The organism is Mesorhizobium sp. M7A.F.Ca.US.007.01.2.1 (genome assembly GCF_003998165.1).
In the GTDB taxonomy this organism is placed as follows: domain Bacteria; phylum Pseudomonadota; class Alphaproteobacteria; order Rhizobiales; family Rhizobiaceae; genus Mesorhizobium; species Mesorhizobium ciceri.
In genome coordinates this window covers 44,032-58,743 of sequence record NZ_RZQP01000004.1, presented here as the reverse complement: position 1 = coordinate 58,743, position 14,712 = coordinate 44,032, and the positions used below count along the sequence as shown (strand labels likewise).

Annotated in this window: 13 protein-coding genes; 3 read left to right on the top strand and 10 right to left on the bottom strand. The window is 62.8% G+C overall.

Features of this window, described 5'->3' with window-relative positions; translation table 11 throughout:
• Positions 1 to 4: 4 nt before the first annotated feature.
• The 5 genes from EN949_RS01450 to EN949_RS01430 form a co-directional block, all read right to left on the bottom strand.
• The gene (locus EN949_RS01450; RefSeq protein ID WP_013530459.1) at positions 5 to 802 is read right to left on the bottom strand and encodes an ABC transporter ATP-binding protein; all 798 of its coding nucleotides are present in this window, start codon (positions 800 to 802) and stop codon (positions 5 to 7) included.
• Between the two features lie 11 nt (positions 803 to 813).
• On the bottom strand, positions 814 to 1,704 hold the full coding sequence (gene ntrB / locus EN949_RS01445) for a nitrate ABC transporter permease (RefSeq protein WP_013530458.1): 891 nt from the start codon (positions 1,702 to 1,704) through the stop codon (positions 814 to 816).
• Positions 1,705 to 1,740: 36 nt separating this feature from the next.
• Positions 1,741 to 3,057: a CmpA/NrtA family ABC transporter substrate-binding protein gene (locus EN949_RS01440; protein ID WP_013530457.1), complete on the bottom strand. Its 1,317-nt coding sequence runs from the start codon at positions 3,055 to 3,057 to the stop codon at positions 1,741 to 1,743.
• A gap of 356 nt (positions 3,058 to 3,413) precedes the next feature.
• Positions 3,414 to 4,652, bottom strand: coding sequence for a CmpA/NrtA family ABC transporter substrate-binding protein (locus EN949_RS01435; RefSeq protein WP_064992545.1), 1,239 nt, complete (start codon positions 4,650 to 4,652; stop codon positions 3,414 to 3,416).
• A 2-nt stretch (positions 4,653 to 4,654) separates the two neighbouring features.
• Positions 4,655 to 5,257, bottom strand: a complete 603-nt coding sequence (locus EN949_RS01430; RefSeq protein WP_013530455.1) for an ANTAR domain-containing response regulator — start codon at positions 5,255 to 5,257, stop codon at positions 4,655 to 4,657.
• A 275-nt stretch (positions 5,258 to 5,532) separates the two neighbouring features.
• On the opposite strand from EN949_RS01430, the gene EN949_RS01425 reads away from it, so the two are divergent.
• Positions 5,533 to 6,060, top strand: coding sequence for a hypothetical protein (locus EN949_RS01425; protein WP_063168699.1), 528 nt, complete (start codon positions 5,533 to 5,535; stop codon positions 6,058 to 6,060).
• 148 nt (positions 6,061 to 6,208) lie between these two features.
• Positions 6,209 to 7,342 (top strand): hypothetical protein, encoded by a 1,134-nt coding sequence (locus tag EN949_RS01420; RefSeq protein WP_063168700.1) that lies wholly within the window; start codon positions 6,209 to 6,211, stop codon positions 7,340 to 7,342.
• A gap of 120 nt (positions 7,343 to 7,462) precedes the next feature.
• On the opposite strand, the gene EN949_RS01415 is transcribed toward EN949_RS01420, so the two are convergent.
• Positions 7,463 to 9,532 carry an NAD(P)-binding protein gene (locus tag EN949_RS01415; protein WP_063168701.1) on the bottom strand — a complete coding sequence of 690 codons (2,070 nt, stop codon included), beginning with the start codon at positions 9,530 to 9,532 and terminating at the stop codon, positions 7,463 to 7,465.
• 276 nt (positions 9,533 to 9,808) lie between these two features.
• On the opposite strand from EN949_RS01415, the gene argE reads away from it, so the two are divergent.
• Positions 9,809 to 10,969 (top strand): acetylornithine deacetylase, encoded by a 1,161-nt coding sequence (argE, locus tag EN949_RS01410; protein ID WP_063168702.1) that lies wholly within the window; start codon positions 9,809 to 9,811, stop codon positions 10,967 to 10,969.
• A gap of 7 nt (positions 10,970 to 10,976) precedes the next feature.
• On the opposite strand, the gene EN949_RS01405 is transcribed toward argE, so the two are convergent.
• The 4 genes from EN949_RS01405 to EN949_RS01390 all read right to left on the bottom strand — a co-directional run bounded on the left by EN949_RS01405 (position 10,977) and on the right by EN949_RS01390 (position 14,693).
• Positions 10,977 to 11,933, bottom strand: a complete 957-nt coding sequence (locus tag EN949_RS01405; protein WP_063168703.1) for a LysR family transcriptional regulator — start codon at positions 11,931 to 11,933, stop codon at positions 10,977 to 10,979.
• A gap of 151 nt (positions 11,934 to 12,084) precedes the next feature.
• Positions 12,085 to 13,575: an aldehyde dehydrogenase gene (locus EN949_RS01400; protein ID WP_024503970.1), complete on the bottom strand. Its 1,491-nt coding sequence runs from the start codon at positions 13,573 to 13,575 to the stop codon at positions 12,085 to 12,087.
• A gap of 21 nt (positions 13,576 to 13,596) precedes the next feature.
• Positions 13,597 to 14,271 (bottom strand): DUF1028 domain-containing protein, encoded by a 675-nt coding sequence (locus EN949_RS01395; protein ID WP_013530450.1) that lies wholly within the window; start codon positions 14,269 to 14,271, stop codon positions 13,597 to 13,599.
• A 5-nt stretch (positions 14,272 to 14,276) separates the two neighbouring features.
• Positions 14,277 to 14,693 carry a RidA family protein gene (locus EN949_RS01390; RefSeq protein WP_063168704.1) on the bottom strand — a complete coding sequence of 139 codons (417 nt, stop codon included), beginning with the start codon at positions 14,691 to 14,693 and terminating at the stop codon, positions 14,277 to 14,279.
• Positions 14,694 to 14,712: the final 19 nt, after the last annotated feature.

The window sequence follows — 14,712 nt, the reverse complement described above, 5'->3', positions numbered from 1 at the left end:
GGTGCTACTCCGCGGCTTCGACGAAGCGGTGGCGTTCGTAGAGGAACTTCAGAACCGCCTCGCGGCAGCGCAGGAAGGTCCGGTCGGAAGAGAGTTCGACGCGCCGGCGCGGCCGCGCCAGCGGCACGGCAAGCACTTCGCCGATGGTCGCCGCCGGACCGTTGGTCATCATGACGATGCGGTCGGAGAGCAGCACCGCCTCGTCGACGTCATGGGTGATCATGATCGTCGTCGAGCCGAGCCTGGAATGGATGTCCATCACCGCGTCCTGCAGATGGGCCCGCGTCAGCGCATCGAGCGCGCCGAACGGCTCGTCGAGCAGCAGGATCTTCGGCTCCATCGCCAGCGCCCGGGCGATGCCGACGCGCTGCTTCATGCCCCCGGAGATTTCCGCCGGGCGCTTGTCCTTGGCATGCGCCATCTGCACGAGGTCGAGATTGCGCATGATCCAGTCATGCCGCTCGACTTTGCTCTTCGAACGGCCGAAGACCTTCGACACCGCCAGGTTGATGTTTTCGTAGACGGTCAGCCACGGCAGCAGCGAGTGGTTCTGGAACACCACGGCGCGTTCCGGTCCAGGGCTGTCGACCTCCTTGTCCTCGAGCAGCACGGCGCCGGCCGACACCTTGGTCAGCCCGGCGATCAGATTGAGCAGGGTCGACTTGCCGCAGCCGGAATGGCCGATGATGGAGACGAATTCGCCCTTGTCGATGGTCAGCCTGATGTCCTTCAACACCTCGCTGACCTGGGCACCACGCGTGAAGGATTTGTCGATATGGTCGAGCTTCAGATAGGCCGTCATCGCCCCTCTCCTCACTTTGCCGTTGTGCCGCGGGTGACGAAGGCGCCGACCGCCGCGACCAGCCGGTCGAGGCAGAAGCCGGTGACGCCGATATAGGCGAGCGCGACGATGATGTCGGGCAGCCGCGACGAGTTCCACGCATCCCAGATGAAGAAGCCGATGCCGACGCCGCCAGTCAGCATTTCAGCGGCGACGATGGCGAGCCAGGACAGGCCGATGCCGATCCTCAAGCCGGTGAAGATGTAAGGCGCGGCGGCCGGCACCATGATCTTGACGAAGAATTCGAACTGGTTGAGCCGCAGGATGCGCGAGACGTTGCGGTAGTCCTCGGGAATGTTGCGCACGCCGACCGCGGTGTTGATGATGATTGGCCAGATCGAGGTGATGAAGATGACGAAGATCGCCGACGGGCTGGAATCACGGAACGCCGCCAGCGACAGCGGCAGCCAGGCCAGCGGCGGCACCGTGCGCAGGATCTGGAACACCGGGTCGAGGCCGCGCATCGCCCAGATCGACTGGCCGACCAGCGCACCGAGCGCGACGCCGACGACCGCCGCCAGGCCGAAGCCGACGGCGACGCGCTGCAGCGAGATCAGCACGCGCCAGGCCAGACCTATATCCTGCGGGCCATTGTCGAAGAACGGATGCGCTATCAGGTCGTAGGCCTCGTTCCACACCTGGGTCGGCGGCGGCAGGCTCGATGTCGGCGACGAACAGGCGATCTGCCAGACGACCAGCATCAGCGCGATGACGATGATGGGCGGCACCAGCGCGCTCGCCAGTTTGCCGGCGATGGCGAGCGGCTCGAAGCGGCGCCGTGCCTTGGCAGTGAAGGCGATGACCTCCGCCGGCTTGGCGGGAAAGGCCTTCACCTTGGTGTCCTCGATAGTCTGGATCGACATGTCTGGGGAAAACTCCTTGGGGGCAGGTAGATCAGGCTACGCCGATGCCTTGATCTTCAGGCTGTCGAGATAGGCGGACGGGTTGGCCGGATCGAAAATCTTGCCGTCGAAAAAGGTCTCGACGCCGCGCGACGACGACGCCGGAACGTCGGCTGCCGCGACGCCGAGATCCTTGGCCGCCTCGCGCCACAGATCCTCGCGGTTGACCTGGTCGACCAGCGCGTTGATGTCGGTGGTCGGCGCGAACTTGCCCCAGCGGATGTTCTCGGCAAGGAACCACGCATCATGGCTCTTGAACGGATAAGAGACGCCGCCCTTCCAGAACTTCATGGAGAGATCGGTGCCGTTGGCGACGCGGCCATTGCCATAGTTGATGTCGCCCTTGAGGCGGCCGATGATGTCGGCGACGGGCACGTTCATCCATTGCCGCTTGCCGATGATAGCGGCCATCTCGTCCTTGTTCTCGGTGGCCTCGCACCATTGCTGGGCTTCCATGACGGCCATCAGGATCGCCTTGGTGGCGTTCGGATATTTCTCGATGAATTCGGCGCGCAGGCCGAGCGCCTTTTCGGGATGGCCCTTCCACAATTCGCCTGTCGTGGCGGCGGTGAAGCCCACGCCCTGGTGGACGAGTTGCTCGTTCCACGGCTCGCCGACGCAGAACACGTCCATATTGCCGACCTTCATGTTGGCCACCATCTGCGGCGGCGGCACGACGATGGTCGAGACGTCCTTGTCGGGATCGATGCCGCCGGCGGCCAGCCAATAGCGCAGCCACAGATCATGCGTACCGCCCGGGAAGGTCATGGCGGCCTTGATTTCCTTGCCGGTCGCCTTCTTGGCAGCGAAGGCGTCTTTCAGCTTCGAGGCGTCGAGGCCGACACCGGTGCCGGCATATTCCTGGGCGACCGAAATGCCCTGGCAGTCGTAGTTGAGCCGAGCCACGATCGCCATCGGCATCGGCTGGTTGTTCTGCGTCACCTTGCCGGTGTGCATGAGGTAAGGCAGCGGTGTCAGGATATGAGCGCCGTCGATGCCGTTGGCCGCGCCGCCGAGCATCAGATTGTCGCGTGTCGCACCCCAGGAGGCCTGCTTGAGCACCTCGACATCGGGCATGCCGAACTTGGCGAACAGCCCCTTCTCCTTGGCGATCATCAGCGGGGCCGCATCGGTGAGGGCAATGAAGCCGAGCTTGGCGCCGGTGACCTCCGGAGTGGCGGTCGCGGCATAGGCGCCGGAAGGGAAGAGCTTGCGGGCCGCCACGAACAGGCCGGCCGTCATCGCGCTGCTGACCAGAAAATCGCGGCGCGTCATGTCCTTGAGGGTCGTTCCAGTCCTGATCCGTTTCGTCATCGTCGTCTCCGGTTGGGCGCGGCTTGAGATCCGCGTCGTCGATTGCGTGTTGATCAAAACAAAAAAGCCGCCAGCCAGGTCTTCGCGTCCGGGTGACCGGGAGCGCGCATGAACCTGAGCGGCAGCTTTGCCTGTGGCGCCCGCCATTGGACGCCTGTTCCGTGACCCGCAAAGGGCCTGTCTATTTCAAAGCAGGAACCGTGCCAGTTTTGAGAGAGGTGAAAAAGGCCAATGAAATCCGCAGCCTGCGCTGATCGCCGGCGCACTGAACCCTATGGCCGGAAGGCCAAAGATTGTTCATTAGGGCAATCGCGCGCACAATTTTTGTGCAATGCACAAGGATGGCGCGGAAATGATCAGGCCTGAATCTCGGCAGATTTCTGGCCGGTAATGTACGCATCGATCTCGTCAGGATCGAAGATCTGACCGTCGAAGAAACCGTCAGGACCGAGCACAAGGCCGGCGCCTGTCGCGCCGACCGCGGTGGCAATTTGGAGCGCACCCTCGACTTTCGAATTGGCGCCGGGAAGCGCGACGCCGAGCGGCTTCAGCGCCGAACGGTAGAGGTCGGGACGGTAGCAATCGCGGGCGATGGCAAGGCTTTCAGGCGTGTGCGCCACGTGCCCCCAGCGCACCATCTGCGTGTAGAACCACAGCGCATGGCTCTTCCACGGAAAGTTCGCCGCCTTGTCGAAGGGGAGGAAGAAGTCGTCGATGGTCCGCTCCGCACCGCCGCCCAGTTGGAGATGGCCGGTCAGGATCGGCATCTGCACGGTCGGCGGCAGGCCGAGGAAGCCGGCCTGCGCCATCACCCCGGCCAGTTCGCCATGGTTGGCCGGATCCTGGCACCAGCGCGCCGAGTGATGCAGCGCGCGCAGCAGCGCCGCCAAGGCCTCGGGGTTTTCATCTGCCCAAGCCTTGCGCACGCCGATCACCTTCTCCGGGCTGTTGCGCCATATCCGCGCCTTGACGGTGACGATGTGGCCGGTGCCGGCGGCCACCGCAGCGCTGTTCCAGGGTTCGCCGACGCAGTAGCCGTCGATGCGGCCGGCGGCCAGCGCATCGGCCATGAAGGGCGGCGGCACGATGACGATCTCAATCTCTTGGCTCGGATCGATGCCGCAGGCGGCGAGCCAGTAGCGCAATTCGTAATTGTGCCCGGAATGCGGATGCACCACGGCAAAGCGCAGCGGATCGCCACCGGCCGCAGCGCGCTCGCGAATGAGCGCGCCAAGTGCGGCACCGGCGCGCGCCGGGTCTAGGTCGGCCTCGGCGCCGTGTGCCGCCATACCGGCCCAAACGGCATTGGAGATGGTGACGCAATTGCCGCCGAGGCCGAGCGAGAACGGCACGATGGTTTCCGAGGCCAGCGGCGTCAGCCCGAGATTGCAGGCGAGCGGCATCGGTCCCAGCATATGCGCGAGATGGAAGTGGCCGATGGCGATGCGGTCGCGGATGTTGGCCCAGGATGTCTCGCGGTGCAGCTTCAGATCGATGCCTTCTTGCGCGGCGAAGCCAAGCTCGCCGGCCGCGACCAGCACGGCGCTGTCGAAAAGCGGCATGAAGCCGGCGGTGATCTGGTGCTCGGCAGTCATGCTCATTCGTCCTCCGCCGGTCCCAGCAGCCCCGCGGCAGTCACCAGGCTTTGGGCGATGTCGCCGATCTTGCGGTTCTGGTTCATCGCCGTCTTGCGCAGCAGCGTGTAGGCCGCCTCTTCGGAGAGGCCGCGCGATTTCATCAGGATGCCCTTGGCACGGTCGATCACCTTGCGGCTCTCGAGCTCGCCGCGAACCTCTTCCAGTTCGCGTGCCATGCGCGAAAAGGCGTTGAAGCGGCTGACCGCCATGTCGAGGATCGGCTTGACGCGCTCTTGCCGCAGACCGTCGACGACATAGGCCGAAACGCCGGCATCGACCGCCGCCTCGATCGAGGCCTGGTCGGAGCGGTCGACGAACATGGCGATCGGCCGTTTTACGGCACGCGACAGCTGGAACATGTTTTCCAGCATGTCGCGATTCGGGTTTTCGAGATCGATGACGATGACATCGGGCTCGATCTCGGCGATCCGCCGCGCAATGCCGGTCACATCATGGATGACGGTGACCCGCTCATGGCCGGCCTCGCGCAAACCCGCCTCGATGATCGCGGCGCGGATGCGGTTTTCATCGATCACCAGGACGGCGAGTGCGGTTCGAACCATGCCTGCATTGTGACTAAGCGAGGGAATTGTGCAATGCGGTATCGAGAGAGAGCGGTGCTCGCTACGCCTTGGCAGGCCTATAGAGGTGGACGCTGGAAATGGATAGCTGTGATTTTGGCGGCAGTAGGACCGACTGCGGCTAACGCATTCACTACGTCAATCGGTTTGAGACGACCGGAACAGCAACTGGAACCAAGGCAGAGATCAAGCAGCCTATGGCGCTGATCGCGTTGAGATTACAACGGCGGCAACGGCACCAGATCTGAGGACGAAAAATGATCGACAAGAAATCTGAGACTGAAGCTGAAAAAGAGATCTGTGAAGTCGTGGGCCGAATCGTACTCATGGCTTCACTCTTAGACAATCAGTTAAATGCCGTCTTGGTGGCAGCTCTATCTCTTGGCGGGAAGGCGCTGACACTCGCGGTTGTCGCTGCCCTGGACCCGGCCCGAAAAGTTGAAATCCTGAAGGCATTTGTCACGCAGATATCCAACGACGAATGGAAGAAGCCAGTCCTGCGTTACGCAGACGGCGTTGAAAAAGTAAACCGGGCTCGGAACCTCGCCGCCCACAGTATGGTTATCGACAGCGGTGGAGAACATGTTCTAGCGACCAATAGCGTTGCGAAATTATTGAAGGCTACTGATCGTAAAAGCCGAGCGATCAAACGTGTGCCGCTCAACACGCTGAGCAATGCTTCAGATCTCGCGCTGAAAGTCTATAAAGAGGGTGAGAGCGTTATCGCCAATTTTGGTCGAGTTGAGTTGGAGAGAAATCGACGGGGAGCAGCGGCGCAACGCTAGATCATTCGGAATCCAATTGTCTGCGGCTTCGTTGGATGCCAATCAGCCGATCATGAAAAGAGTCGCACTACCGATATCCTAGATCGGCCGAGGCTTATGTGCGTCGCGCCGACCGCTAAATAATCATGCCGGGAAATGAGCTTCTTTGATGAGTTGGAATATTCTCGCTGCGCTTCCGAACATCGTCGTCACAGACCCGATTGAGGGAGAACAATTCTCCATGATCGGCAGCGATGACGCGCGCCTGTCCGATAATTTTGCCCTGCAGCCAAATCTAAAAGCATTCTTCCGAAGGTTTACAAACAGCCACGGAGTGAGGATTACGCCCGCAGCGCTCGTTGCGAGATCTGATACGCCCGCCGAGTTTCTCAACAGCGAAGCTGTCTCGGGTTTTCGAGATGCCGTTGCCGCGTCCATCATCCCATTTGCACGCGCTGCGGCCATAACTCATCGCAATTATTCCCGACCGATGTACTCTGACTCTTTCGATCTTTATCCTTGGATGGTCGATCGGAATGGCGAGCACCTCATCGCGAACACTCCGGCCGTAAGCGCACTTCATCAGATCAAAGGATTTAGGGGGCTTTCCTCGCCAGGACTTTCGGTCGTCCAGATTCGCGATTGGGACATTGATGAAGCGTTACTAAAAGTTTTGCTAGACTGGTGGAGGAAGAGATTTTCCGGCGGAACGCCACACTGGGAACAACTTGCGCTATTTCGCTCTCTGAACGCTGCTAATGCCGCAATGCAAATGCCGCAAAGCGCGGGCGCCACGATATATGACTGGGGCCGATCCCTGTCGCTTTGGATAAGCGCATTTGAGATACTCGTGCACCCTGGCCCTGGCGGTGAAGCCAACCGCGCGAAAGTATTTGCATTGATTGAACGCGGTGAATGGGAGCGTGAAGCAGTTCGCGAAAAAGTCCATGATGTGCGGTTGAGCAAAAAGAGCGTCGTAAGAAAAGCATTTCCCAGCTATCTGTATGCTCTCGCTTACCAAGCGAGAAACAATTTTCTCCATGGCGAGCCAGTTGGACGGGAGCACTTGGTTTTACCTTCCGGTCAGCCCGTTGGGTTTTTGGTCTCGGCGCTTTATCGAAACGCAATTGCGACATTTGTAGATCTGACAGCTACCGTAAGCATCGACGGAAAGGCGTCTGTTGGAGCAATCGCACAGGCAATATCTGAAATGTCCGACCGTCGAAGAGTTCCGCGCACTGTAGAAGATGCCTTCATTAAGGCCATGGCTCCTAAGCCGGAAACCGAAGACGACGATGAGTAGCGACAACAGCCATTCCCGCAGCTATGCACTTTAAAAGAACCTGCTGGTCGAGCACTGCAGCGGCGCTGAAATCCGCCCTTCACGCGATGACCCTGTCGCCTGCAGCGAACCGCAGGCGCCCTATTCCGCGGCCAACGCCGTGACCTCGCGGCGGAAGGGCAGTGCGTCGCCGATATCGGCTTCATCCAGCTCGCGCGCGAAGCGGTGACCGGCATAGGTTGCCCAGGCGATCGGACCCGGCGCCTCGGCGTCGCCGATGATTTTGATCGAGCGGATTCCGCTGTCGGCCCATTCGTCCCGCCGCGCCTTCAATTCCTGCCAGACACTATCGTCCTGGTGGCGTGACGTGACCAGCACCACGGCGTCCGCGGCGATGTCAAATTGGCTGCCCGTATAGGCGCACGCCGTGGCAACACCGCCCGGCACGATGCGCGTCACAGTCCGGTTCAGCACGATCTCGACGCCGAGTTCGGCCAGCCGGCGATGGACGGCGCCCTGCTCCAGCGTGTTGCGGGTCCAGTCGGATACATAGGCCGACGGCGTCACCAGCGTCACCTTCGCGCCCTGGCGCGCCATCAGCTCGGCCAGAACGCCACCCATGTAGTAGTGGTCGTCGTCGAACAGCACGACACTGCCGGTCGGCACAGTGCCGGCCATCAGATCGTCCGGCGTGTAGACCGGCATGGCCGGGTCGATCGGCATCGGCACGACATGCGCGCGCGCCACGCCGTCTCGGCGCCATGTCGAGCCGGTGGCAAGCGCAATGTTCTGAAAGCCGAAGTCCAGTATCTCCTGCGCCGACAATCGGCTTTCGAAATAGACGTCGACATTGGACATCTGGCTGATCTGGTACTGGCGGTAGTCGCGCACGCGTCCCCATGCCGAGAGACCAGGCAAGCGGCACTCGCGCGCCACGCGGCCGCCAAGTTCGGTGCCGGCCTCGGCGATGGCCACCTGATAGCCGCGCAGGCCGAGCGCACGCGCCGCCTCCAGCCCGGCCGGGCCGGCGCCGACGATCAGCACGCTGTCGCTATCGCCCTTGGCCTGCATGCGTTCGGGATGCCAGCCCTTGCGCCATTCCTCCATGAAGGTCGGGTTCTGCGTGCAGCGCGAGATCGACATGGTCATGTCGCCGGTGATGCAGATGTTGCAGCCGATGCATTCGCGAATGTCCTCGATGCGCCCCTCCTCCACCTTCTTCGGCAGGAAGGGATCGGCAATCGATGGGCGCGCGCAGCCGATGAAATCCAGCGTGCCGGACTTGATCATCTTCACCATCACATCCGGCGAGGTGAAGCGACCGACGCCTACGACCGGCTTCGAGGTCAGTTTCTTGATGCCGGACACCAGGCTCTCCTGCGCGCCCTCCTCCTTGAACCGCGACGGCCCGGAGCAGTCCTCCCAGGCGCCATGCGCCAGGTCCCAGAGGTCGGGCAGATCGGCATGCATCTCGATCATGTCGCGCACTTCGGAATTGGCGAAGCCGAGCTCACCGATCATCTCGTCCAGCGACAGCCGCAGCGTCAGGCCGCACGTGTCGCCGATAGCGTCCCTGCCCTCTTCGATCAGCTCACGCATCAGCCGCGAGCGGTTCTCCAGCGAGCCGCCATATTCGTCGCTGCGCTGGTTGGTGGCCGTGGACAGGAAGTGCTGGATGATGCCGAAGCCATGCGCGCCGTAGAGGCACACCAAATCGAAGCCCGCGAGCCTCGCCCGTTTGAAGGCATTGCGATGCCAGCGGCGCAGGTCGCGAATATCCTGCTTGTCCATGGCGCGCGCCTGCACCGGATCGTTGGTGAAGGTGCGGATCGGCAGGGCCGACGGCCCGCGCGGCACTTCCTTGGTGTAGAGGTTCGGCCCGTTGATGCCTGAGTAGGCCAGCTGGATGCCGGCCAGCGCGCCATGCTGGTGCATTGCCTTGGCCATCTTCGCCAGCGCCGGAATATCGGCATCGTCCCACAGCCTGAGCTCGATGAAGGGCGTGATCTCCGATGTGTGGTGCATCTCGGTTTGCTCGGTGAAGATGACGCCCCAGCCGCCTTCCGACTTGGTGCGGCGCATCTCGGCCGCGGCCGAAGGGTCGCGATAGCCGCCGCCATTGCAATGCGGCACCTGATAGAAGCGGTTCTTGGCGGTCACCGGACCGATCTTCACGGGCTCAAACAGAATATCATAACGCGGATCGCGCATGGAACGTGCCTTCCTGCCAGCGTCGCCCTGCAGCACGCCCGATCATGGTTTCGAGGCGTGACGCAAGCCGGCCAGCCCAGTGGGTTGATGCCGTGAGACCATTCATAAGTTGCGGCAAGCGCCGGAAAACAACAGATTTCTTCTGTGCCGGTTAGGCCGCGCCTAATCGCACACATCCGGATTAGCATCCGCTGAATCCCGACTGAGCCAAATGCGACTTCAAGGCCCCGGCCACGCGATGCTAGAAGTACCGACGGCCAATGAGACACAAGACGCATGGACAGCATCCAGATCCTCGAAAAGCTGCTCGCATTCCCGACGGTGAGCCGCGACTCGAACCTCGCCCTCGTCAACTACGTGGCGGACCTGCTAGACGCACACGGCACTGCCAGCCAGATCATCCACAGCGAGGACGGCCACAAGGCCAACCTCTTTGCCACCATCGGACCGACTGATGCTTCCGGCATCATGCTGTCCGGTCACACCGACGTCGTTCCCGTCGACGGCCAGGCCTGGACGCTGCCGCCCTTCGAGATGACGAACCGTGACGGCAAGCTTTACGGACGCGGCGCGGCCGACATGAAGGGTTTTGTGGCCTGCGCGCTCGCCGCGTGCCTCAAGGCCGCGAAAATGACGCTGAAGACGCCTCTGCACCTGGCACTCTCCTACGACGAGGAGATCGGCTGCATCGGTGTGCGCAGCCTGGTCGACATGCTGCAAGCGGCCCCGCATCGGCCGCTGCTATGCATTGTCGGCGAGCCGACCGATATGCAGGTGGCGACGGGGCACAAGGGCAAGCTTGCCGCACGCGCGCTTTGCAAGGGGCGCGAAGGCCATTCGGCGCTGGCCCCGCTGGCGCTCAACGCCATCCATCTCGGCTGCGACTTCGTCGCCGCCTTGCGCCGCGAACAGGACCGGCTGGTGCGCGATGGCGCCCGCGACGGCGACTACGACATCTCATACACGACCGTCCATGTCGGCAAGATCAACGCAGGCGTGGCGCTGAACATCGTGCCGAACCTTTGCCAGGTCGACTTCGAGATCCGCAATGTCGCAGCCGACGACCCGCACGAGATTCTCGACCGCCTGCGCAAGGAGGCTGCTCATATTGCTTCCGAAGCCTCGACCATCGCGCCCGAGGCAGCAATCGACATCGACATCACCAACACCTATCCCGGCCTGGACACGCCAGCCAGTTCGCAAGCCGTCGCCTTCGTCAAATCGCTGACCGGCGCCAACAATACCATCAAGATGGCCTTCGGCACGGAAGGCGGCCTGTTCAGCCGCGATCTCGGCACGCCGACGGTCGTGTGCGGACCGGGGTCGATGGCGCAAGGGCACAAGCCGGACGAATTCGTCAGCGTCGAGCAGATGCGCCGCTGCGACAACATGCTGGAAAAATTGCTGAAGCGGCTTGCCGACCAGCAACTGGCGTAAGCGGGCGCTACTTCTGCGGAAGCGCTGCCTGGCCGACGGCCCGCTCGGCGCCGAACACACCTTGCTCGACGACAAAATGCCGGCAGTGGTCGATGAACGCCTGGGCGGATTGCGTACGATGTTCGGAATTGGGCAAGGCGACGCCCATGGTCAGCGGCCGCAGGTCACCGTCCAACGGCACGAAGACGAGCGGCTTGCCGTCCGGCGCCAGCGTGTTGAGCGGCCGCATGTTGGCGATGCCGTAGCCGAAGCCGTTGGCCACCATGGAGCGCATGACCGCAATGTCGCCGGTGCGCTCGGCAATGTTGGGCCGGATCCCTCGCTGGTGGAATGCCGACAGGAAATATTCGCGGCTGTACGGCAGGTCGAGCAGCACCATCGGCTCGTCGGCCAGTTCCTCCGTCGTGATCGACGCCTTGGCCGCGAAACGATGGCCCGCCGGCAGCATGACATAGGCCGGCACCAACATCAGCGGCTCGAAGGTCATATCCTGCGACAGTTCGAGATCGTAGGTCAGGGCAAGGTCGATTTCACCGCGCTGCAGCATCTCAAGCAATTGCCCCTGATTGCGCTCGAACTGGCGCACGCGCACATCGGGATAAGCACGCTCGAACCGCATGCGCAGCGCCGGCAGCACGATCTGCGCAAAGGTCAGCAGGCATCCCACCGCCAGCGGGCCGCGCACCTTCTCGGCAAAATCGCCGGCGACGTCATGCAAGGCATCGGCATCATTGAGCAGCCGGGCGGCTTCCTTGAGGAAGATGCGGCCACCGGCGGTGAGCGAGAGGCCGTGCGAATGCTTGCGGACAAAAAGCTGGACGCCGAACTCGGTTTCCAACTGCGCGATCGAGGCCGAAATCGATGGCGGCGACACATTGACCTGCTCGGCCGCCTTGGCGATGGAGCCGGCTTCGCCCACGGCAACGAAATATTCCAGCTGTCTGAGCGTGAAGCGTAGCGGCATGGCTGGCTATGTTGCCGGTTTGAGGGCTTCGATCAAGCCTAATGCATGTCGCGCAAAAGTGGCCCCGGTTTTGCGCAAACGACATGCATGGAGCAAAGGCCTAAAGCGCATCACTTGAATCCGTTCGATCGCGATGCGCTCTAGGCGCCCATCAATATTTGATCCATGTCGTTTTGAGCGCGGTGTACTTGTCGAGCGCATGCAGCGACAGGTCGCGGCCGAAGCCGGATTGCTTGAAACCACCGAACGGCGTCATCGGGCTCAGAGCGTCGACCTTGTTGACGGAAACTGTGCCGGCCTGCAGCCGCCCGGCGATGCGGTGCGCGCGCGACAGGCTGTCGGTCCACAGCGATGCGGCGAGCCCGTAGGGGCTGTCATTAGCGATGCGGATCGCGTCGGCCTCGTCATCGAAGGCAATGACCGAAAGCACCGGCCCGAAGATCTCGTCGCGGGCAATCGGATCGGCAGGCGTGACATCGTCGAAAATGGTGGGCTGGACAAAGCTGCCGCGCCCATTGACCGTGACCATGTCGCCGCCCGCGACCAGGCGCGCGGTCTTTTTACCGGCCTCGACGAAGCGCATGACATTGGCGGCGTGGCGACTATCGACCATCGCGCCCATTTTCGAAATCGGATCGAGCGGATCGCCGGGCTGCGTGGCCGCCGCACGCTGCACCAGTTTCTCCACCAAGGCATCCTTGATGCCGCGCTGGACGAGCAGGCGTGAATTGGCGGAACAGACCTCGCCCTGGTTGAAGAAGATGCCGAAGGCCGCCATATCGGCCACCACATCGAGATCCCCGCAGTCGGCAAAGACGAGGTTGGGGCTCTTGCCGCCGGTCTCCAGCCAGACCTGCTTCATGTTCGACTGCCCGGAGTACTGCAGGAACATCTTGCCCACCGCGGTCGAACCGGTGAAGGCGAGGCAATCCACATCCATATGGCGGCCAAGCGCCTGGCCGGCGGTTTCGCCAAGGCCGGGCACAACATTGAGCACGCCGGCAGGCAGGCCCGCCTCCATCGCCAGCTCCGCCAGGAGCAGGGCCGACAGAGGCGACTGCTCGGCGGGTTTCAGCACCACCGAATTGCCCGCCGCCAGCGCCGGCGCGCACTTCCAGGTCGCCATGTCGAGCGGGAAGTTCCACGGCACCACCGCGCCGACCACGCCAAGCGGCTCGCGCCGCACCAGCACCAGATCGCCTTCGCCGGTCGGCGCCACCTCGCCATAGATCTTGTCGATGGCCTCGCCATACCATTGGAAGATCGCCGCCGAACCGGGGACGTCGACCGAGGCCGCATCCCTGACCAGTTTGCCCATGTCCAGCGATTCAAGCAGGGCCAGTTCATGCAGGTTGTCGCGCAGCAGCTGCGCCAGCCGCAGCAACACCTCCTTGCGGTGCGCCGGGCTGGTGCGCGACCAGACGCCGGCGTTGAAGCTGCGCCTAGCGGCGGCAACCGCCAGATCGATGTCTTCCTCGCCGCAGGACGCCACTTCGGCCAGCACCTCGCCCGTTGCCGGATTGACGCTGGCAAAGGTCCGGCCCGAACGCGCCGCGACCGTCTTGCCGTCGATGAACGCCTTGTCACGAAAACGGATCGCGGACGCCTTGCCGATCCAGTCCTTGTGGCTGAGTTCACTCATCGCAGGTGACCCCTGTCTTGACTATTCGTCGCCCGGCACGCCGTAGCTCGGCGCATCGGATGGGTTGATCGCGCGGGTCACATAGGCATCGAGCTGTGGCTTGTAGAGTTGCCACAGCGCCGCCAGTTGCTCGATAGGACAATCGTCGGTCCAGTCGCAGCGCAGGTCGGCGACCGGCCACGCCACCTCACGCACCAGCTTCATGCCGGCGGAATGGACAGGGCCAGCCTCGCCGCCGGCTGTCAGCGCCGCGCGCATAGTCGCGATGAGGCGGTCGCCGAGATGCCCCTCCGACGCCAGGAAGGCCTCGACCATCGCTTGCGGCACGCCATCATGGGCCAGCATGTTGCCGCCGCAGGCGACATTGTCAGCTCGCGCCTCCGCCCAGATGCCAAGAGCTTTGGGACCCGAATGGATCGCGGTCGCTCCAGCGGCGTCGACAGCCAGCACCTGCCGGTATTCGGGATAGGCACCGGTGCGCTTCAATATGGCAATCGCCTCCGCCGCGGACGCGCCGCGCGCCAGCAATTCGAGACCGCGCAGTCCAAGCGTAGGATCGGTGACGTTCTGGCTGGCAATGGCCCCGGCGCCCGCCTGCGCATAGGCGCAGCGCGCCGCAACAGCAGGCGACGAGGAGGACACCGCGACCCCGAACATGCCGGTGCGGCCGCACCGCGCGACAATGGAAAAGGTCATCGCAATCAGTCCGGAATGACGGCGGTGCCGTCGATCTCGACCAGCCAGTCCGGCCGCGCCAGGGCCTGCACGACAAGGCCGGTCGAGACGGGATGCACGCCTCTGATATACGCGCCCATGGTACGGTAGACCGCCTCACGATGGCGCACATCGGTGATGTAGACCACCACCTTGACCAGGTGCTCCATGGTGCCGCCGCACTCCTCGATCAGCTGGCGGATGTTCTGCATGACCTTGTGTGTCTGCTCGACCGGATCATGGCTGTCGATGTTCTTGGCCGTGTCGAGGTCCTGCGGACATTGGCCGCGCAGATAGACGGTCCTGCCGCCCCGCGTAACGACCGCCTGGCACAGATCATTGTCGAGCTTCTGCTCGGGATAAGTGTCCTTGGTGTTGAACTTTCGAATTCTTGTATGCGCCATCTTGGTCTCCGTCGGATCA

Bases quoted from the DNA above. Each gene is read 5' to 3' on its own strand.
- EN949_RS01450 (WP_013530459.1), bottom strand. From the start codon at position 802: ATGACGGCCTATCTGAAGCTCGACCATATCGACAAATCCTTCACGCGT.
- ntrB (WP_013530458.1), bottom strand. From the start codon at position 1,704: ATGTCGATCCAGACTATCGAGGACACCAAGGTGAAGGCCTTTCCCGCC.
- EN949_RS01440 (WP_013530457.1), bottom strand. From the start codon at position 3,057: ATGACGAAACGGATCAGGACTGGAACGACCCTCAAGGACATGACGCGC.
- EN949_RS01435 (WP_064992545.1), bottom strand. From the start codon at position 4,652: ATGACTGCCGAGCACCAGATCACCGCCGGCTTCATGCCGCTTTTCGAC.
- EN949_RS01430 (WP_013530455.1), bottom strand. From the start codon at position 5,257: ATGGTTCGAACCGCACTCGCCGTCCTGGTGATCGATGAAAACCGCATC.
- EN949_RS01425 (WP_063168699.1), top strand. From the start codon at position 5,533: ATGATCGACAAGAAATCTGAGACTGAAGCTGAAAAAGAGATCTGTGAA.
- EN949_RS01420 (WP_063168700.1), top strand. From the start codon at position 6,209: ATGAGTTGGAATATTCTCGCTGCGCTTCCGAACATCGTCGTCACAGAC.
- EN949_RS01415 (WP_063168701.1), bottom strand. From the start codon at position 9,532: ATGCGCGATCCGCGTTATGATATTCTGTTTGAGCCCGTGAAGATCGGT.
- argE (WP_063168702.1), top strand. From the start codon at position 9,809: ATGGACAGCATCCAGATCCTCGAAAAGCTGCTCGCATTCCCGACGGTG.
- EN949_RS01405 (WP_063168703.1), bottom strand. From the start codon at position 11,933: ATGCCGCTACGCTTCACGCTCAGACAGCTGGAATATTTCGTTGCCGTG.
- EN949_RS01400 (WP_024503970.1), bottom strand. From the start codon at position 13,575: ATGAGTGAACTCAGCCACAAGGACTGGATCGGCAAGGCGTCCGCGATC.
- EN949_RS01395 (WP_013530450.1), bottom strand. From the start codon at position 14,271: ATGACCTTTTCCATTGTCGCGCGGTGCGGCCGCACCGGCATGTTCGGG.
- EN949_RS01390 (WP_063168704.1), bottom strand. From the start codon at position 14,693: ATGGCGCATACAAGAATTCGAAAGTTCAACACCAAGGACACTTATCCC.